An 18,290-nucleotide genomic window follows, 5' to 3' on the forward strand; every position below is an offset into this window, starting at 1 on the left:
GTAAATCCTCGAGGAATATTGATGAAGAGCGGGCATGCAAGTGCGAATGGGATTCTGAAATATGTATGGGTCGTGTTTGTCGTCGTGTCGGGCCAGGCCATATCTCATGAGGGTGCCAATCAGAAGACTCAAGCCAACCGGGCGACTCACATCGATTTGGATGAACAGGTGCAGCAATATTGGGTCGAGCCTCGTCTTGGTGCGTCCTGCTTCAGGTTTAATGAAATCACCGGGGAAATCACGCTGTGCCCTCCCGTAGAACCCAAGCCGTGGAATGGCAAACGTCCGTTTCCAGTTAAGCCACTCGCAGACCGCCCATAACTTGAGCTGAATCCTGGGGCTTCGGGCGGCGTGACACCGTTGGGTGTCGCGCCGGGCGCATCACCCCTCCCGCAACGCCTTCAGATAGCTGCGCCGCCACGCCGTGATGTCATGCGCCCGCAGCAGCGTCATCATCGCCTGCCAGCGCTCGCGTCGCTCTTCCAGCGGCATCGTCATCGCGGCGGCGATGGCATCGGCAACACCGTCGAGGTCATACGGGTTCACGAGCAGGGCGGTATCGAGTTCGCGCGCGGCGCCTGCGAAGGTCGACAGCACCAGAACGCCCGGGTCCTCGGCGTTCTGCGCGGCGACGAATTCCTTGGCGACCAGGTTCATGCCGTCGCGCAGCGGCGTGACCAGGCCGACGCGGGCGAGGCGATAGAAGCCGGTCAACGAGGGGTGCGGGTAGTTGCGGTTGACGTAGCGCACCGGCGTCCAGTCCGGCTCGGCATGGGCGCCGTTGATGTGCCCGGCCAGCTGCTCCAGCTCGCTGCGAAGTTGCTGGTACTCGATCACCTCGCCGCGCGAGACCGGCGCGATCTGCAGATACGTCAACTTGCCGCGGTGCTCGGGGTGTCGCTTGAGGAAGCGGCCGAAGGCGCGGAAACGTTCGGGTAGTCCCTTGGAGTAGTCGAGGCGGTCGACGCCGATCGCCAGCGCCCGCCCGGACAGGCTCGCCGCCAGCCGTCGCACCGCCGGCTTGTTCACCGCGACCGCGGCCTGGTTGGCTATGTGCCCGGTATCGATGCTGATCGGGAATGCGCCGGCGCGCAGGCGGCGTCCGTGCTCGGTCTCCAGGATGCCGTTCTCGATCACGCGACCGCGGCCGAACAGGCGCACGTAGTCCTGGAAGCGCTCGAGATCGCGCCCGGTCTGGAATCCGATCAGGTCGTACGACGACAGTCCCTCGAACAGGCGCTGGTGCTGCGGCAGTGCCGCCAGCAAGTCCGACGACGGCATCGGCACGTGCAGGAAGAATCCCAGTTTGCAGCGCACGCCCAGATCGCGCAGCAGCTTGGCCATCGGGATCAGGTGGTAGTCGTGCACCCAGACCAGGTCGTCGTCGCGCAGCAGCGGCGCCAGCTTCTCGGCGAACAGGGCGTTGACCCGGCGATAGGCGGCATAGGTGGCGCGGCTGTAGTCGACCAGGTCGACGCGGAAATGCAGCAGCGGCCACAGCGTGCGGTTGGCGAAGCCGTTGTAGTAGTCGTCGTGGTCGCGCTTGGACAGGTCGACGGTGACGTAGCGGATGTTGCCTTGCTCGACCTCGTGGGTCTTGCCGGACTGTTCGGCGTCGATCTTGCCGCTCCAGCCGAACCAGAGGCCGCCAGTCTCTTCCAGCGCTGCCTGCAGGGCCACGGCGAGACCGCCGGCGCTGTCGATGCCAGGCAGGGCGACGCGGTTGGAGACCACCACCAGCCGCCCTGTCATGCCGCATCCTGCCAGGGCCGCGACAATCGCATCGCCGCATTGATCAGTCCGACATGCGAGTACGTCTGCGGGAAATTGCCCCAGGCCTCGCCGCCGCCGAACTCCAGGTCCTCCGACAGCAGGCCGAGCGGATTGCGCCGCGCCAGGATGCGTTCGAACAGCGACCGCGCTTCCTCGTGGCGGCCGATCGAGGCCAGTGCATCGATGTACCAGAAGGTGCAGATCGTGAAGCTGGTCTCGGGCGAACCGAAGTCGTCCGGCGCGACGTAGCGGAACAGCGCATCACCACGACGCAGCCCCTTTCCGATCGCCTCCACCGTGCGCACGAAGCGCGGATCGTCGGCCTTGATGAAGCCCAGGTCGGCCAGCAGCAACAGCGATGCATCCAGGCGGTTGCCGTCGAGGGCTTCGACGAAATGGCCCAACTCGCTGTTGTAGGCATGCTCGGTGATGCGCGCGTGCATTTCGTCGGCACGCTGGCGCCAGAACTTCACCTGCGGCGCCAGGTTCAGGTGCACCGCGATCCTGGCCAGGCGATCGCAGGCGGCCCAGCACATCACGCTGGAGTAGGTATGCACTTCGGCGCGCCCGCGGAACTCCCACAGCCCCGCATCGGGCTGGTCGTGCAGCTTGTAGGCCAGCTCGCCCAGCGGTTCGATGCGGGCGAAGATGGCCGCGTCGCCCACGCGTGTCAGGCGCTGGTCGAAGAACAGCTGCGTCGCCGCCAGCACGACGCTGCCGTAGACATCGTGCTGGGCCTGCAGCCAGGCCAGGTTGCCGCGACGCACCGGGCCCATGCCGCGATAGCCGGCCAGGGACGCCACTTCCGACTCGGCCAGTTCGCGCTCGAAGCCGATGCCGTACAACGGTTGCAGCGCACCGTCGTTGGCGGCGACGTTGGCGACGTAGCGCAGGTAGTCCTCCATGCTGCGAGTGGCACCGAGGCGGTTGAGCGCGCGGACGACGAAGGCCGAGTCGCGCAGCCAGCAGTAGCGGTAGTCCCAGTTGCGCACGGTGTTGGCCGCCTCGGGAATGGAGGTTGTCATCGCGGCCACTATCGCGCCGGTTTCCTCGTACTGGCACAGCTTCAGCGTGATCGCGCTGCGGATCACCGGATCCTGCCATTCCAGCGGGATCGACAGATAGCGCACCCAGTCGCGCCAGTAGGCGATGGTCTTCTCCTCGGACTGGCGGACGAAGGTCGCCACCGGCTGGGTCAGCGTTTCGTCGGGGCCAAGCACCAGGTGCAGGTCGCGGTCGAGCACGAACGGCAGGCAGTCGCGGATCAGGCGCACCGGCACGTCGCTGGTCAGTCGCAGGGTGAAGTCGGGGATCAGGAAGCGGATGTGGTTGCTGCCCCAGGTCGTTTCGGGCTTGCTGGCGCCGTAGTCGGCGAGCGGGCGCAGGCGGATGCGGATGCGCGGCAGGCCCGACAACGGGCGTACGTGCCGCAGCAGCATCACCGGTCGATAGAAGCGCTCGTTCTGGTGCCAGCGCGGGGCGAAGTCGATGATCTCGATGGCGCCGCCCTTCGTGTCACGGAGCACGGTGCGGATCACCGCGGTGTTGATCAGGTATTCCTGCTCCGAAGAAGCGAAGTCCTCCAGTTCGATGGCGTAGTCGCCGCCCTGGTGCTGCCGCGGCGACAGCAGGGCGCAGAAGGTGGGGTCGCCGTCGAATGCGGGAACGCAGCCCCAGACGATGCGGGCTCGGGCGTCGATGAGGGCGGCGATGCTGCCGTTGCCGATGATGCCCAGGTCGAGGCTGGTCTGGAGGTCTGCGATTGAAGTCATTCCTGATCAACTCCTGTTCTGTCGTCCCGTCCTGTTCTGTCATCCCGCTCTGTCCTGTCATCCCGAGCGCAGCGAGGGATCTGTTTTCCGCGGCGAAGCAGCAGGTCCCTCGCTGCGCTCGGGACGACGTTGGGCGTTGTCCTAGGCAATCGAGTCATCCAGCCAAGCGCGCACCGCGGCCGGGTCGTGCAATCCGTAGCGCGCGGCACTGGGCTGGCGCGAACCGACCAGGATGCCGAAGCCGCCGTGGCAATTGACCGCGCCAAACCCATGCTCGTCGGTGAGGTCGTCGCCTACGAATACCGGGCGGCGTCCGTGGAATGGCGGCAACGCCAGCAGGTCGAGCACCGCGGCACCCTTGTTCGCACCATCGGGTCGCAGCTCGATGACGCGATTGCCCGGTTGCAGGTGGTAGCCGGGCAGGTCGATCAGGGCGGAGGTCGCGAACTCGTGCAGCGGTTCCTCCGCGGCGGGCGCGCCACGCCAGTGCAGTGCCAGGCCAATGCCCTTGTCCTCGATGCGCGCGCCGGTGTACTTCGCGGCCAGCGCCCGCGCCGAAGCGAGCACGTCATCGAGTGCCGGCGCGCGCGGATGCTGCTCGAGATGGCCGTCGTCGCGCCGCTCCAGCCCATGCAGGCCGACGGCAGGCAGGTGCAGGGGCGAGAACAGCGCATCGAGCTGGACCAGGTTGCGCCCGCTGACCAGCGCCAGCGCACCGTCGAGGCGGCCGTGCAGGATCGCCAGGGTGTCGATCAGGCTCGCTTCGACCGCGACGTCACCGGGGGCGTCGGCGAAATCGAGCAGGGTGCCGTCGACGTCGAGGAACAGGGCCCAGTCGGGCGCGACCGCCGGCGGCAGCGGCAGGTGGGGATGTCGGGAACTCATACACGCCATTGTGAACAAGCGCATGTAAGCATGAGGTGGACGCGCCGCTGCGCGCTTGAATCGCCGCTGGCCGGCCCGCATCTGATGGCCATTGCGGCCTGCCATTGTGGGCTGCCTCAGATATCGAGAGGGATACCATCCATGCGAATGGACAAACTCACATCGCGTTTCCAGCAGGCGCTGGCCGACGCGCAGTCGCTGGCGGTCGGTCGTGACCACAGCGTGATCGAACCGGTGCATCTGCTGACGGCCTTGCTCGAACAGAGCGGCGGCAGCACACGACCGCTGCTGGCGCAGGCTGGCGTCAACGTGCCGCTGCTGCGCGAGCGCCTCGGCGAGGCGCTGGAGAAGCTGCCCAAGGTCAGCGGCCAGGCCGGCAACATCAGCGTCGGCAACGACCTGGCGCGACTGCTCAACGTCACCGACAAGCTGGCCCAGCAGCGCGGCGATGCCTTCATCGCCAGCGAGCTGCTGCTGCTCGCCGCGCTCGACGATGGCGGCGAAGCAGGCCGCGCACTCAAGGCGGCAGGCGCGAATAAACCCAAGCTCGAAGCGGCGATAGAAAAACTGCGTGGAGGCGAGACCGTGCAATCGGAGAATGCCGAGGACCAGCGCCAGGCGTTGGAGAAGTACACCATCGACCTCACCGCCCGCGCCGAGAGTGGCAAGCTCGACCCGGTGATCGGTCGCGATGAGGAAATCCGCCGCACCGTGCAGGTGCTGCAGCGTCGGACCAAGAACAACCCGGTGCTGATCGGCGAGCCCGGCGTGGGCAAGACCGCGATCGTGGAAGGCCTGGCCCAGCGCATCATCAACGGCGAAGTGCCCGAGGGCCTGCGTGGCAAGCGCGTGCTCAGCCTGGACATGGGAGCGCTGATCGCCGGCGCCAAGTTCCGCGGCGAGTTCGAGGAGCGGCTCAAGGCCGTGCTCAACGACCTGTCGAAGAATGAAGGCCAGATCATCCTCTTCATCGACGAACTGCACACCATGGTCGGCGCCGGCAAGGCCGAGGGCGCGATGGACGCGGGCAACATGCTCAAGCCCGCGCTGGCGCGTGGCGAGCTGCACTGCATCGGCGCGACCACGCTCAACGAGTACCGCCAGTTCATCGAGAAGGATGCCGCGCTCGAACGCCGCTTCCAGAAGGTGTTCGTCGGCGAGCCGACGGTCGAGGACACCATCGCCATCCTGCGCGGTCTCAAGGAGCGCTACGCGGTGCACCACGGTGTGGAGATCACCGACCCGGCGATCGTCGCCGCGGCGACGCTGTCGCACCGCTACATCAGCGACCGCCAGCTGCCGGACAAGGCCATCGACCTGATGGACGAGGCGGCTTCGCGCATCCGCATGGAGATCGACTCCAAGCCCGAGGAGCTCGACCGCAAGGAGCGCCGGCTGATCCAGCTCAAGATCCAGCGCGAGGCGCTGAAGAAGGAGAAGGACGCCGAGTCGAAAAAGCGCCTGTCCGACCTCGAGGACGAGATCGGCAAGCTCGAGCGCGAGTTCAACGACCTGGAGGAAGTGTGGAAGGCCGAGAAGGCCATGCTGCAGGGCGCTACCCGCATCAAGGAGCAGATCGAACAGGCCAAGCTGGAACTGGAGGCCGCGCAGCGTCGCCAGGATTTCACCGCGATGAGCGAGATCCAGTACGGCCGCCTGCCAGAGCTGGAGAAGCAGCTCAATGCAGCGCAGGAAGCCGAGACCAAGGGCTTCACCCTGCTGCAGGACAAGGTCACCGCCGAGGAGATCGCGCAGGTGGTGTCGCGCTGGACCGGCATCCCGGTGGCGAAGATGCTCGAAGGCGAGCGCGAGAAGCTGCTGCGCATGGAAGAGCACCTGCACACGCGCGTGGTCGGCCAGGACGAAGCGATCAAGGTCGTGTCCGATGCGGTGCGGCGCTCGCGCGCGGGCCTGTCGGATCCGAACCGTCCCAGTGGCTCGTTCCTGTTCCTGGGCCCGACCGGCGTCGGCAAGACCGAGCTGTGCAAGGCGCTGGCCGAATTCCTGTTCGACTCGACCGATGCGATGGTGCGCATCGACATGAGCGAGTTCATGGAGAAGCACTCGGTCAGCCGCCTGGTCGGCGCGCCCCCGGGCTATGTCGGTTATGAGGAAGGCGGCTACCTGACCGAAGCCGTGCGTCGCCGTCCCTACAGCGTGATCCTGCTGGACGAGGTCGAGAAGGCGCATCCGGATGTGTTCAACATCCTGCTGCAGGTGCTCGACGACGGTCGCCTCACCGATGGCCAGGGCCGCACGGTCGATTTTCGCAACACCGTGATCGTAATGACCAGCAACCTGGGCTCGCACCAGATCCAGGAGCTTGCCGGCGATGGCTCAGCCGAGGCCTACACACAGATGAAGGCAGCGGTGATGGGCGTGGTGCAGGCGCACTTCCGTCCGGAGTTCATCAACCGACTCGACGACATCGTCGTGTTCCACCCGCTCGACAAGGCGCAGATCCGTCAGATCGCGCGCTTCCAGATCGGTGGCCTGGAGAAGCGTATGGGCGAGCGTGGGCTGGGCCTGGAGCTGACCGACAACGCGCTGAACCTGCTCGGCAACGTCGGCTTCGACCCGGTGTACGGCGCAAGGCCGTTGAAGCGGGCGATCCAGCAGCAGCTGGAGAATCCGCTGGCGCAGAAGATCCTTGCCGGCGAGTTCGTCAGCGGCGATACCGTGAAGGTGGATGCCGCGGGTGGACAGCTGACCTTCGCGAAGGCCTGAAGATCGTCGAGCCCCTCTCCCGCATGCGGGAGAGGGGTTGGGGTGAGGGCCGCCGCGCCAGCACCGCCTGCCAGAAAAACCCGCTCTGGAACGCGATCAGCAGGCACACCAGCGTCGCCGTCTCGCCATTGAGGGTGAAATCGCCGACCAGCAGCACGATCACCATGGCGAGCGGGCCGACCATCAGCGCCCGCCTGCATGCCTCGGTGCGCAGACGCCGACGCAGCGGCAACCTTGCCTTGCCCTCGAACGCCTGGCGCGTGGCGACGCCAAGCACGACGAACACCGCCGACAGCATCAGGATCCAGCCACGCCCATGCCAGGGAAGGCCGTCGGCGCTGTCCGACGCCGCGGGCCGGTCACGCGCCATCGCCAGTGAAATGAAGCGGAAACTGCCCGCGGCCGTGCGCGGCGCCGACAGGTCGGTGGCCCCCAGATATGCCCAGCCGCTGATGCCGCCATCGAACTGCACCCGCAACCACGTGCGCGTGCCGATCCCGAACTGGCCGACCTTGCGTGTCTGGCAGACGTGGATCTCGGAACCGGCAGGCAAGGAAGCGATGACTTCGCCCAGGCGCCATCCCGCGCGGGTCGACAGCGTGGGTACGCCGCTGTGGACGGTGGTCTCCACGACGGTATGCGCCACCAGGCTGCATTGCGCCCGGGCCGGAGACGGCAGGCAAGCGAGCACGAGGAAAAGCAACGGCGCGCAGATCCCCGTGCAAAGCCTGTTCATGCCGATCATGCCCGTCAACCGCAAATGCCACGGCATCCGTTGTATTGGGCTACGGATAACACCGCACCCGTCGGCCACGCCGCGCGCCTTTTGCTTTTTTGTAGGAGCGAGCTTGCTCGCGAAACACGCCCCAGCAGCGGAAACGTGGGTTCGCGAGCAAGCTCGCTCCTACAGGGTACGCAGGGGCCTCAGGCCGGCGCAGCCGGCGGCAGGTGCCGCTCGCCACGGAACTGCGGCGTCGCCATGACCATCTCGGCCAGGCTGTGGGCCAGCTCGCGCTCGGCCATCACCGCGCCATCGGCGCCGTGGTCGAGCAGGTGCTTGACCTCGGCGTCGCTGTGGGCACGGGCAACGATCGTCAGCGCCGGATTGATCTCGCGCAGCTTGGCGATGATCTCGCCGGCTTCCAGTGCATTGGGGATGGCCATCATCACCATGGTCGCGCGCTCGGGCGCGGCTTCACGTAGCACGCGCTCGTTGGCAGCGTTGCCGCGGATTGCCGGGAGGCCGGCCGCGCGCGCCTTGGCGACCAGGTCTTCTTCGTCGTCGATGACGACGATCTCGACGCCACGCTCGGTCAGCAGACGGCCCAGTTCGCTGCCGACGCGGCCATAACCGATCTGGATCACGTGGTTGCTCAGGCCCGGGCGGATCGGCGGCGAGATGTGCTCTTCCGGTTCTGGTGCGCGGTTGGCGGCCTCGCGTGCCTCGCGCCGGTCGAGCCAGGCGAACAGCAGCGGATTGACGATGATCGACAGCAGCGCACCGGCGAGGATCAGGTCCTGGCCTGCGCTGGGCAGGATCTCGAGCTGCAGCCCGAGACCGGCGAGGATGAAGGAGAACTCGCCGATCTGCGCCAGGCTGGCCGAGATCAGCAGCGCGGTCGAATTGGGTTTGCCGAAGGCGCGGACGATCGCGTAGGCCGCCAGCGACTTGCCGAAGACGATGATCAGGAAGGTCGCGATCACCTCCAGCGGGCGCTGGACCAGGATCATCGGGTCGAACAGCATGCCGACCGAGACGAAGAACAGCACCGCGAACGCATCGCGCAGCGGCAGTGTCTCGGTCGCGGCCTGGTGGCTGAATTCCGATTCGTTGAGCAGCATGCCGGCGAAGAACGCACCCAGCGCGAAGGAAACGCCGAACATCGCCGCCGAGCCGAAGGCCACGCCCAGGGCGATGGCCAGCACGCACAGGGTGAACAGTTCGCGCGAGCCGGTGCCGGCGACGCGCTCGAGGATCCACGGGATCACCCGGCGACCGACGATCAGCATCACCGCGACGAAGGCACCGACCTTGGCGAGGGTCATGAACAGCGCCTTCCACACCTGGACGGCATCACCGCTGTCCCCCTTGAGCACACCGGCCAGCGCGGGCAGCAGCACCAGCGCCAGCACCATCGCCAGGTCCTCGACGATCAGCCAGCCGACCGCGATGCGGCCGCGCCCGGTTTCCACCAGGCGGCGTTCTTCCAGTGCGCGCAGCAGCACCACCGTACTGGCCACCGACAGCGACAGGCCGAACACGATTCCTGCGCCGTGCGACCAGCCCAGGAAGCGCGCCAGGCCCCAGCCCAGCACCGTCGCCAGGGCGATCTGCGCGACCGCGCCGGGCAGGGCGATTGCCTTGACCGCCATCAGGTCGCGCATCGAGAAATGCAGGCCGACACCGAACATCAGCAGGATCACGCCGATCTCGGCCAGCTGCGGTGCCAGCGTCTGATCCCCGACGAATCCGGGTGTGAACGGTCCGGCGATCACGCCGGCCAGCAGGTAGCCCACCAAAGGCGACAGCCGCAGGCGTTGCGCCAGCGAGCCAAAGATGAACGCCAGCACGAAGCCGGCCACGAGGATTGCGATCAGGGACGTGTGATGCATCGAGTATCCGTTTGCGGTCTGCCGTTCAGGATGTGGGCCGAAGGCGGGTGATGCAACCCGGGCCTCGAGCGGGCGGGCCCGGTCGCCAGACTGCGCCAAGGCGTGTCAATCGGCGGTCAGTGGCCCTTCCATGGCTGCGTCTGCGTGTGGCGGCACCCCTCAGACCCGGATCGGAGCCCCCGAACCGCTAGACTAGTGGGGTTTCGAGCCTCCTTCTGGTCCCCCCGTGATTTCCTTCCGTAATTTCGCCCTCCGCCGGGGCGAGCGCCTGCTGTTGTCCAACGTCGACCTGACCCTGCATGCCGGCTGGCGCGTGGGCGTGATCGGTCGCAACGGCACCGGCAAGTCGTCGTTGTTTGCCGCCATCCAGGGCCACGTCGAAGCCGACAAGGGCGATATCGACGTGCCTGCGCGCGTGCGCATCGCCAGCGTCGCCCAGGAAACCCCGGCGCTGGACGATCCGGCGCTCGATTTCGTCCTGTCCGGCGATGCCCTGGTGCACGCCGCGATCGTCGCCGAGCGCGAAGCGGTCGAGCGCGAGGACTGGGAAGCCGTCGCCGAAGCGCATCACCGCCTGGAGGAACTCAATGGCTACGACGCCACCGCGCGTGCCGGCAAGCTGCTGCACGGCCTTGGCTTCTCGCCCGACACGCACGAGCGTGCCGTCAAGGAATTCTCCGGCGGTTGGCGCGTGCGCCTGAACCTGGCGCGCGCGCTGATGACGCCGTCGGACCTGCTGCTGCTTGACGAACCGACCAACCACCTCGACCTCGACGCGGTGCTGTGGCTGGAACAGTGGCTGCTCAAGTATCCGGGCACGTTGCTGCTGATCTCGCACGACCGCGAGTTCCTCGACGAGATCACCACCCACACGCTGCATCTGCACGACGGCAAGGGCAAGCTCTACACCGGCGACTACACCGCCTTCGAGCGCCAGCGTGCCGAACACCTGCGCCTGCAGCAGATCACCCACGAAAAGGTGCAGGCCGAGCGCGCCCACCTGCAGAGCTTCATCGACCGCTTCAGCGCCAGCGCGGCCAAGGCCAAGCAGGCACAGTCGCGGGTCAAGCGCCTGGCCAAGATGGCCGACACCGAGGCGGTGCGGGTGGAGCGCGCGCTGCGGATCGAATTCCCGGCGCCGGCCAAGCTGCCGCATGCGCTGCTGCGCGTCGTCGATGCCGATTGCGGCTATGGCGATCACACCGTGCTGCACCAGATCGGCTTCATCCTCGAAGCCGGCGACCGCGTCGCCCTGCTGGGCCCCAACGGCGCCGGCAAGTCGACCCTGGTGAAGTCGCTGGTGGGCGAGTTGCCGCTGCTGAGCGGCGAGCGCGGCGGCCATCCCGACCTGCGCATCGGCTACTTCGCCCAGCACACGGTCGAGTCGCTTCGCGAAGGCACCACCGCGATCGACCACCTGGCCGACATCGCGCCGGGCGTGGCCACGCAGCAGTTGCGCGACTTCCTCGGCAAGTGGAATTTCCCCGGTGATCGCGCGTTCGAGAAGGTTGATGTGTTCTCCGGTGGCGAGCGGGCGCGTCTTGCGCTGGCGCTGATCGCGTGGCGCAAGCCGAACGTGCTGCTGCTCGACGAACCGACCAACCACCTCGACCTCGACATGCGCGAGGCGCTGGCCGAGGCGCTGAGCATCTTCGAAGGCGCGATCGTGATGGTCAGCCACGACCGCCATCTGATCGGCCTGGTCTGCGACACGTTCTGGCGCGTTGCCGACGGCGTCGCCCAGCCGTTCGACGGCGATCTCGACGCCTATGCGTCGTGGCTGCGCACGCGCGACAGCAGTGGCGACGGCAAGGTGCCGGCCAAGGTGGCCGCCGCAGCGCCGGCGCCGGTGGCAAAACCCGCCGCCAAGGCAGTCAAGGTCAACGCGCACAAGCTGGCGCAGGCCGAGTCGCGCGTGGCCGAGCTGGAATCGAAGCTGCATACGCTCGACATGGACCTGGCCGATCCGGACCAGTACGCCGGCGGCGGTACCGATGCGGCCGAACTTTCGCGCAAGCGCGAACAGGTTGCGGCGCAGTTGGCGCAGGCGGAAGAGGCGTTGCTGGGGTTGTACGAGGGCTGAGGTTGTTTGCCCTCACCCCAACCCCTCTCCCGCCAGCGGGAGAGGGGCTTCAAGTCCCTTCTCCCTTCAAGAGGAAGCAGGAGTTTGAAGTCCCTTCTCCCGCTTGCGGGAGAAGGTGCCCGAAGGGCGGATGAGGGCGCTCTTGAAGTCCCTTCTCCCGCTTGCGGGAGAAGGTGCCCGGAGGGCGGATGAGGGCGCTTTGGCTTGAAAAGCCCACAGTTGCCTCCAGAATGCCCATCTGTCTTCGCAATGCGTCGTGCCATGCCGATCTATGCCTTCGAGTGCGCCGCCTGCGGCCACGCCTTTGACCGCCTGCAAAAGTTGTCCGAGGCCGACCCCACGCAATGCCCGGTCTGCGGCGAGCCGCACGTGCGCCGTCAGCTGACCGCGCCGCAGTTCCGCCTGGCCGGTGGCGGCTGGTACGAGACCGACTTCAAGAAGGACGGCGACAAGAAGCGCAACCTGGCCGGCGAGGGGTCCTCATCCTCGGGCGGTGGCGACAGCAAGCCGGCCGAGAAGCCCGCCGAGAAGAAGGTCGAAGCGACGTCGGCCAAACCGGCCAAGCCCGCCGACTGAGTGCCGCCGGGGTCAGGCCCCGATGCGCATGAACACCGCGCCGCAGCCCTGGTCGACCCAGATCGCGCCGTCGTGCCAGCCCCAGTTGCGATCCTCGATGCAGCGCGTGCCGGTCACCTCGCGCGAAAGCTTTACCGGCCCGCGGAAGGGCGTGCGGCATTCGCGATAGCCGTGGTCGGGGCTGTGGCACAGCACGGCATTGGGCGATGCCGGAAAGTCGAGGCTGGCCGGATCGGGTGGCTGCGCAGCCGGCGCGTCGGGTGAGACCAGCGTCAGGCCGACCCGCATCTGTGCGCTGGCACTGGTCGCCATCATCGGGGCGGCGATGACGCCGGTCGCGCTGTTCGCCGGAGAAGGTACGGGCGTCGCAAGCAGGGTAAGGCTCAACAGCCAGACCGCTTGCTTGGGCACTGTCGCCATGACGGTCTTGCTCCTGGATTTCGCTGCCGGTTGCGGCAGAGGAGGCTGGCGTAGGTCGCTCGGCGCCAGCGCTTCTTCTATAGGCCTGCAGGCGTGGAGGCAGCGTCAGTAGCCAAAGCGCGCGCTGCAGCCCTGGCTCACCCAGATCGCGCTGCCGGTGAAACCCCAGGTCCGGCCCTGCACGCAGGGTTGGCTGGACAGCTGCTGCAGCAACCGTGGCGTGCCGGTTCCGGCTGGCCACTGGCAGGCCTTGGGGCGGGCGTCGACGCTGCTGCACACCACCGACGGCGTGCCCGGCAGCGGGGCGGCGGGTTGCGTGGCGCCAAGGGCGACGAATACTGCACGGCAGCCACGGCCTACGTAGACCTGGCCGTTCTGCGATTGCCAGGTCTGGCCCTCGATGCACGGCTGGCTGCCCGACGACTGCCGCAACAGGCGCGACGGGCCCGACCAGGGCACGCGGCAGATGCTCGCCTGGTTGTTGAAGCTTTCGCAGGTCACGCTCTGGCCAACCGGTCCCGGTAGCGGCACCGGCCCGGCCGCGGCGAATTCGCCCCAGCAGTTGTTGCCGACATAGACCTGGCCCCGCTGCGATTGCCAGGTGCGGCCTTCGTCGCACGGCGCGCTGGACAGCTGCCGCACCAGCCTCGAGTCGCCGCTCCACGGCACCCGGCAGATCTGTGCCCGGCCATTGCGGCTTTCGCAGCGGACCGTGGCCGAGGACGTCGGCGGCGAGGCGCCCAGCGACACGGCGATGTCGGCCTTGATCTGGCTGAAGCGCCAGTTCGAGCGGTTGACCTGGTCGAGGTAGAACTGCAGCTGGTCGTCCGGGATCCGGCGCCCGTGGGACTGCTCCTCGTACTCCATGCCGATGACCCGCATCTGGTCCTCGTAGGACAGGCTGCGCAGGTCCTCGGGCGCGTAGGCGCGTTGCTGGGCGGCAGCCGGGAGGGCAATCACCGCCAGGCACAGCGCCAGCAACCAGGGCTTGATCGGGCGATTCATGCGACCCCCACCTTGGGAGAAACAGGTCGAAATGGCCGCAGCGGCCACGTCCGCTGCGATCCTGCGGGCAAGTAACCCGCCGCTGCCGTTAAAATGACGTGTTGTCCGGCCCAGGCCGGCATGCACCGTTTTCCGGCCCTGGCCGGTGTGTCCAATTTTCCGGCCCCGGCCGGAGTGTCCAGATTTCCGGCCCTGGCCGGATGCGTAACCCGGAGCCCCCATGCGTACCCATTACTGCGGCCTCATCGATGAGGCCCTGATCGGACAGACTGTCACTTTGTGCGGCTGGGCCGACGTTGCCCGTAACCTCGGCGGCCTGTGCTTCATCGATCTGCGCGACCACGAAGGCATCGTCCAGATCGTGGCCGAGCCGACCCAGGATCCGGCGCTGGGCGCGGGCGAGGTCAATGCCGCGGTGATCGCGGCGGCGGCGCAGGTGGGCTACGAAGACTGCCTGCGCATCACCGGCGTGGTGCGCAAGCGCGAAGCGGTCAACGCCAGGATCCGCACCGGCCAGGTCGAAGTGGTCGCAACGAAGATCGAGCTGCTCAACAAGGCCGAGCCGCTGCCGTTCCACGCCCATGAGAACCCGGGCGAAGACATCCGCCTGCAGTATCGCTACCTCGACCTGCGCACCCCGGAAATGCAGCGCAAGATGCGCACCCGCATCAAGCTGGTGCAGGCCCTGCGTCGCTACCTCGACGAGCGCGGCTTCCAGGACATCGAAACGCCGATCCTGACCAAGGCCACGCCGGAAGGCGCGCGCGACTTCCTGGTGCCGGCGCGCATGCACCACGGCGAGTTCTACGCGCTGCCGCAGTCGCCGCAGCTGTTCAAGCAGATCCTGATGATGGCCGGCTTCGACCGGTACTACCAGATCGCGCGCTGCTTCCGCGACGAGGCCCTGCGTGCCGACCGCCAGCTCGAATTCACCCAGCTCGACATGGAGTTCGCGTGGGTGTCCGAGCGCGACGTGCAGGACCTGACCGAGGAGATGATCCGTTCGGTCTTCCGCGAAGTCATGGGCGTCGAACTGGCCGCGCAGTTCCCGCGCATGACCTACGCCGAGGCGATGCGTCGCTACGGTTCGGACAAGCCGGACCTGCGCATCGCGATGGAGTTCACCGACATCGCCGAACTGGTCAAGAACTGCGAGTTCAAGGTCTTCACCGACTGGGCCAACCACGAAGACGGTCGCGTGGTCGCGCTGCGCGTTCCGGGTGCGGCGACGCTCAGCCGCAAGCAGATCGACGACTACGGCGCGCATGCCGCCAGGCACGGCGCCAAGGGCCTGGCGTGGATGAAGGTCGAGGACACCGGCAAGGGCCGCGAAGGCGTCAATTCACCCATCGCCAAGTTCCTCGACGACGCCACGCTGGCGGCGATCCTGGCCGCCACCGGCGCGCAGAGCGGCGATGCCATCTTCTTCGGCGCCGCCACCTGGAAGTCGGCCAGCGATTTCATGGGCGCGCTGCGCCTGAAGCTGGGCAAGGACCTGGGCATGGTCGCCGACACCTGGGCGCCGCTGTGGGTCACCGACTTCCCGATGTTCGAGTGGGACGACGAGGAGAACCGCTACGTCGCCCTGCATCACCCGTTCACCGCGCCGGCGGTGGACTCGATCGCCGACCTGCGCGCGAATGCGAAGACCGCGGTGAGCCGCGGCTACGACATGGTGCTCAACGGCAACGAGATCGGCGGTGGTTCGATCCGCATCCACAACTCGGCGATGCAGTCGGCGGTGTTCGAGCTGCTGGGCATCGGCGCGGAAGAAGCCGAAGGCAAGTTCGGCTTCCTGCTCGACGCGCTCAAGTACGGCGCGCCGCCGCACGGTGGCATCGCCTTCGGTATCGACCGCATCGCCGCGCTGATGGCCGGCACCGAGTCGATCCGTGACGTCATCGCCTTCCCCAAGACCACGACCGCACAGTGCCTGATGACCGGTGCGCCGTCGCCGGTGCCGGACGCGCAGCTGGCGGAAGTGCACATTCAAGTTCGCCCGAAGAAAGAAGGGAAGTAAAAGCAATGACGGAAGTTGATATGGATCAGGTTGCCTTGGAGCTCGAGTGGGAAGCGCTGGTCGAGGCCGGTTCGGCCGCGGGTGCCGGCCTGGTGACCGAACGCGCGCAGGTGTTCGGCGGTTGGCTGGTGCGCACGCGTACCAGTGCCGGACAGCTGTCGATGACCTTTGTCGCCGACGGCCAGTTCCGCTGGGACGGTGAGGACTTCGGCGACGAGGACTACGAGGAAGAAGAGGACGAGGACGCCGAGGAAGACGAAGGCGAGGAGTCCGACGAGGAAGAGGACGAAGAGGAAACCTGACCGTGGCGACTGTCCGGCGCGCCACCGTGGCCGACGCGGAAACCGTGTCGGCCCTGGCCGCGCAAACCTTCACCGAGACCTTCGGGCACCAGTACCCGCAGGCCGACCTGCAGTTCTTCCTGCGCGACAGCTATGCCGTCGACAAGCAGAAGGTGATCCTCGGCCACCCGGACTATGCGGTGTGGCTGCTGGAGGTGGAGGGCAAGGCCGTCGGTCACGCGGCGGCCGGGCCCTGTGGGTTGCCGCACGCCGAGGTCGCCGATGGCGATGGCGAGCTCAAGCGCCTGTACGTGTTGCGCGAGCATCAGAACAGCGGCTGCGGCGCGCGGCTGTTCGAGACGGCGCAGGAATGGCTGCTGCGCGACGGGCCGCGGACGTTGTGGATTGGTGTCTGGAGCGAGAACCTGGGGGCGCAGCGGTTTTATGCGCGTTACGGGTTTGAGCGGGTGGGGGATTACGACTTCATCGTCGGCGGCACTCGCGATCACGAGTACATCCTGCGGAAGGCAAAGTAGTTCCCTTCTCCCGCGCGCGGGAGAAGGTGCCCGGAGGGCGGATGAGGGCGCTTTTGCTAGCACTGGCTATGCTCATGGCCGCCACTTCGCTTGCCCTCACCCCAACCCCTCTCCCGCAAGCGGGAGAGGGGCTTCAAGCAAACGCCCGATGCCCACCAACCGCGTCATCCTCCTCCACGGCCTCTGGATGCCTCGCCTGTCGATGCACTGGCTGGCCCAGCGACTGCGCGAGGCCGGCTTCGCCCCGGAGTTCTTCGGCTATGCCACCGTCGCCGGCGGCCCGGACGCGGCGATCCCGCGCCTGGCCGAGCACCTGCAGCGGGCGCCGGCGCATGTGGTGGCCCACAGCCTCGGCGGGCTGGTCGCGCTGACGACGCTGGAACGCCACCCGGCTGTCGCGGTCGAGCGCGTCGTCTGCCTGGGCTCGCCCCTGTGCGGCAGTGCCGCCGCCAGCGGCATCGCCGGCTACGCCTGGACCGCGCCGACACTGGGCCGAAGCGCATCCCTGCTGCGCAAGGGCTGTGCGCCCTGTTCGGGCAAGGCCGAAGTGGGGATGGTCGCCGGCCGTACCTCGCTGGGGCTGGGCAAGTACTTCGGCCACTTCCATGAGGAGAACGACGGCACCGTGTCCGTCGCCGAAACCCGGCTCGCCGGCCTGACCGACCACATCGTGGTCGACACCAGCCATACCGGCCTGGTCTATTCCCGCCAGGTCGCCGGTCTGGTCGCCGGCTTTCTGCGCAACGGCCGCTTCAAGTCCTGAGCCGGCGAATCGCGAGCGGCGGCCCGACGGCGGCACATTCGGCCCAATCGAGTAAAATCGCCGCTTCGCCAAAGCAACAGCCTGGAACAGTTCATGGGTAGAGGTCCCTCGATCGAGGCCCGCAAGAACGCGGTAGACGCGCAGCGCGGCAAGATCTTCACCAAGATCATTCGTGAAATCGGCGTGGCCGCCCGCGCCGGTGGCGGCGACCCGTCCGGCAACCCGCGCCTGCGCGTGGCTGTCGACAAGGGTCTGTCGGTGAACATGACCAAGGACGTGATCGAGCGCGCCATCAAGAAGGCCACCGGCGAACTTGAAGGCGTCGTCTACGAAGAGATCCGCTACGAGGGCTACGCCCCCGGCGGCGTCGCCGTCATCGTCGACTGCCTCACCGACAACAAGGTCCGCACTGTCGCCGACGTGCGCCATGCCTTCGGCAAGTTCGGCGGCAACCTCGGCACCGACGGCTCGGTCTCGTTCATGTTCAGGAAGGTCGGCGTGCTGTCGTTCGCCGCCGGTGCCAGCGAAGACCAGGTCACCGAGCTGGCGATCGATGCCGGCGCCGACGACGTGGTCGTTTACGACGACGGCGCGATCGACGTGGTCACCACGCCGGACGCCTTCGCCACCGTCAAGACCGCCATGGAAGCCGGCGGCCTCAAGGCCGACATCGCCGAAGTGACGATGCGCGCCGACAACGACATCGCCGTCAGCGGCGAGACCGCGCAGCAGGTGGTCAAGCTGCTGCGCTGGCTGGAAGACATGGACGACGTCCAGAGCGTCTACTCCAATGCCGACCTCGGCGAGGATGCCTACGCCTGACGGCGTAAGCTGAC

Annotated in this window: 15 protein-coding genes; 8 read left to right on the forward strand and 7 right to left on the reverse strand. The window is 67.2% G+C overall.

Going from position 1 to position 18,290, the window contains the following annotated elements; all coding sequences use genetic code 11:
* Window positions 1-381 precede the first annotated feature (381 nt).
* The 3 genes from otsA to otsB all read right to left on the reverse strand — a co-directional run bounded on the left by otsA (window position 382) and on the right by otsB (window position 4,430).
* Window positions 382-1,752, reverse strand: coding sequence for an alpha,alpha-trehalose-phosphate synthase (UDP-forming) (otsA, locus tag AC3A3X_RS02595; protein WP_487581494.1), 1,371 nt, complete (start codon window positions 1,750-1,752; stop codon window positions 382-384).
* Window positions 1,749-3,545 carry a glycoside hydrolase family 15 protein gene (locus AC3A3X_RS02600; RefSeq protein ID WP_487581495.1) on the reverse strand — a complete coding sequence of 599 codons (1,797 nt, stop codon included), beginning with the start codon at window positions 3,543-3,545 and terminating at the stop codon, window positions 1,749-1,751. Before AC3A3X_RS02600 ends, otsA begins: the two co-directional genes overlap by 4 nt.
* Window positions 3,546-3,686: 141 nt before the next feature.
* Window positions 3,687-4,430 carry a trehalose-phosphatase gene (gene otsB / locus AC3A3X_RS02605; protein ID WP_487581496.1) on the reverse strand — a complete coding sequence of 248 codons (744 nt, stop codon included), beginning with the start codon at window positions 4,428-4,430 and terminating at the stop codon, window positions 3,687-3,689.
* 141 nt (window positions 4,431-4,571) lie between these two features.
* Between otsB and clpB the strand changes: the two genes are divergently transcribed.
* Window positions 4,572-7,157, forward strand: coding sequence for an ATP-dependent chaperone ClpB (gene clpB, locus AC3A3X_RS02610; RefSeq protein WP_487581497.1), 2,586 nt, complete (start codon window positions 4,572-4,574; stop codon window positions 7,155-7,157).
* Here the strand turns inward: clpB and AC3A3X_RS02615 are convergent.
* Window positions 7,096-7,911 (reverse strand): SH3 domain-containing protein, encoded by an 816-nt coding sequence (locus AC3A3X_RS02615; protein ID WP_487581498.1) that lies wholly within the window; start codon window positions 7,909-7,911, stop codon window positions 7,096-7,098. The genes clpB and AC3A3X_RS02615 overlap by 62 nt on opposite strands.
* 170 nt (window positions 7,912-8,081) lie before the next feature.
* A complete protein-coding gene (gene ybaL / locus AC3A3X_RS02620; protein WP_487581499.1) occupies window positions 8,082-9,770 on the reverse strand; it encodes a YbaL family putative K(+) efflux transporter in 1,689 nt (562 codons plus the stop codon).
* Window positions 9,771-9,996: 226 nt separating this feature from the next.
* Between ybaL and abc-f the strand changes: the two genes are divergently transcribed.
* Entirely contained in the window at window positions 9,997-11,853 is a 1,857-nt protein-coding gene (gene abc-f / locus AC3A3X_RS02625; RefSeq protein WP_487581500.1) for a ribosomal protection-like ABC-F family protein, read from the forward strand.
* Between the two features lie 261 nt (window positions 11,854-12,114).
* The gene (locus AC3A3X_RS02630; RefSeq protein WP_487581501.1) at window positions 12,115-12,429 is read left to right on the forward strand and encodes an FmdB family zinc ribbon protein; all 315 of its coding nucleotides are present in this window, start codon (window positions 12,115-12,117) and stop codon (window positions 12,427-12,429) included.
* Between the two features lie 12 nt (window positions 12,430-12,441).
* On the opposite strand, the gene AC3A3X_RS02635 is transcribed toward AC3A3X_RS02630, so the two are convergent.
* Complete coding sequence (locus AC3A3X_RS02635; protein WP_487581502.1) at window positions 12,442-12,849, reverse strand: DUF3011 domain-containing protein; 408 nt, start codon at window positions 12,847-12,849, stop codon at window positions 12,442-12,444.
* Between the two features lie 105 nt (window positions 12,850-12,954).
* Window positions 12,955-13,854: a DUF3011 domain-containing protein gene (locus tag AC3A3X_RS02640; protein WP_487581503.1), complete on the reverse strand. Its 900-nt coding sequence runs from the start codon at window positions 13,852-13,854 to the stop codon at window positions 12,955-12,957.
* Between the two features lie 220 nt (window positions 13,855-14,074).
* Here AC3A3X_RS02640 and aspS point away from each other — a divergent pair, with 220 nt between their 5' ends.
* The 5 genes from aspS (at window position 14,075) to AC3A3X_RS02665 (ending at window position 18,276) form a co-directional block, all read left to right on the forward strand.
* Window positions 14,075-15,874 (forward strand): aspartate--tRNA ligase, encoded by a 1,800-nt coding sequence (aspS, locus tag AC3A3X_RS02645; protein WP_487581504.1) that lies wholly within the window; start codon window positions 14,075-14,077, stop codon window positions 15,872-15,874.
* Window positions 15,875-15,894: 20 nt separating this feature from the next.
* Window positions 15,895-16,176 carry a DNA primase gene (locus AC3A3X_RS02650; RefSeq protein ID WP_487581505.1) on the forward strand — a complete coding sequence of 94 codons (282 nt, stop codon included), beginning with the start codon at window positions 15,895-15,897 and terminating at the stop codon, window positions 16,174-16,176.
* A 2-nt stretch (window positions 16,177-16,178) separates the two neighbouring features.
* On the forward strand, window positions 16,179-16,691 hold the full coding sequence (locus AC3A3X_RS02655; RefSeq protein WP_487581506.1) for a GNAT family N-acetyltransferase: 513 nt from the start codon (window positions 16,179-16,181) through the stop codon (window positions 16,689-16,691).
* Window positions 16,692-16,839: 148 nt separating this feature from the next.
* Window positions 16,840-17,454, forward strand: a complete 615-nt coding sequence (locus tag AC3A3X_RS02660; RefSeq protein WP_487581507.1) for an esterase/lipase family protein — start codon at window positions 16,840-16,842, stop codon at window positions 17,452-17,454.
* A 93-nt stretch (window positions 17,455-17,547) separates the two neighbouring features.
* Window positions 17,548-18,276 (forward strand): YebC/PmpR family DNA-binding transcriptional regulator, encoded by a 729-nt coding sequence (locus tag AC3A3X_RS02665; protein WP_487581508.1) that lies wholly within the window; start codon window positions 17,548-17,550, stop codon window positions 18,274-18,276.
* Window positions 18,277-18,290: the final 14 nt, after the last annotated feature.

This window comes from Lysobacter sp. Soil_N_23, assembly GCF_057656135.1.

Coding starts and splice junctions, on each gene's coding strand:
- otsA (WP_487581494.1), bottom strand. CDS start 1,752: ATGACAGGGCGGCTGGTGGTGGTCTCCAACCGCGTCGCCCTGCCTGGC.
- AC3A3X_RS02600 (WP_487581495.1), bottom strand. CDS start 3,545: ATGACTTCAATCGCAGACCTCCAGACCAGCCTCGACCTGGGCATCATC.
- otsB (WP_487581496.1), bottom strand. CDS start 4,430: ATGAGTTCCCGACATCCCCACCTGCCGCTGCCGCCGGCGGTCGCGCCC.
- clpB (WP_487581497.1), top strand. CDS start 4,572: ATGCGAATGGACAAACTCACATCGCGTTTCCAGCAGGCGCTGGCCGAC.
- ybaL (WP_487581499.1), bottom strand. CDS start 9,770: ATGCATCACACGTCCCTGATCGCAATCCTCGTGGCCGGCTTCGTGCTG.
- AC3A3X_RS02630 (WP_487581501.1), top strand. CDS start 12,115: ATGCCGATCTATGCCTTCGAGTGCGCCGCCTGCGGCCACGCCTTTGAC.
- AC3A3X_RS02635 (WP_487581502.1), bottom strand. CDS start 12,849: ATGGCGACAGTGCCCAAGCAAGCGGTCTGGCTGTTGAGCCTTACCCTG.
- AC3A3X_RS02640 (WP_487581503.1), bottom strand. CDS start 13,854: ATGAATCGCCCGATCAAGCCCTGGTTGCTGGCGCTGTGCCTGGCGGTG.
- aspS (WP_487581504.1), top strand. CDS start 14,075: ATGCGTACCCATTACTGCGGCCTCATCGATGAGGCCCTGATCGGACAG.
- AC3A3X_RS02650 (WP_487581505.1), top strand. CDS start 15,895: ATGGATCAGGTTGCCTTGGAGCTCGAGTGGGAAGCGCTGGTCGAGGCC.
- AC3A3X_RS02660 (WP_487581507.1), top strand. CDS start 16,840: ATGCCCACCAACCGCGTCATCCTCCTCCACGGCCTCTGGATGCCTCGC.
- AC3A3X_RS02665 (WP_487581508.1), top strand. CDS start 17,548: ATGGGTAGAGGTCCCTCGATCGAGGCCCGCAAGAACGCGGTAGACGCG.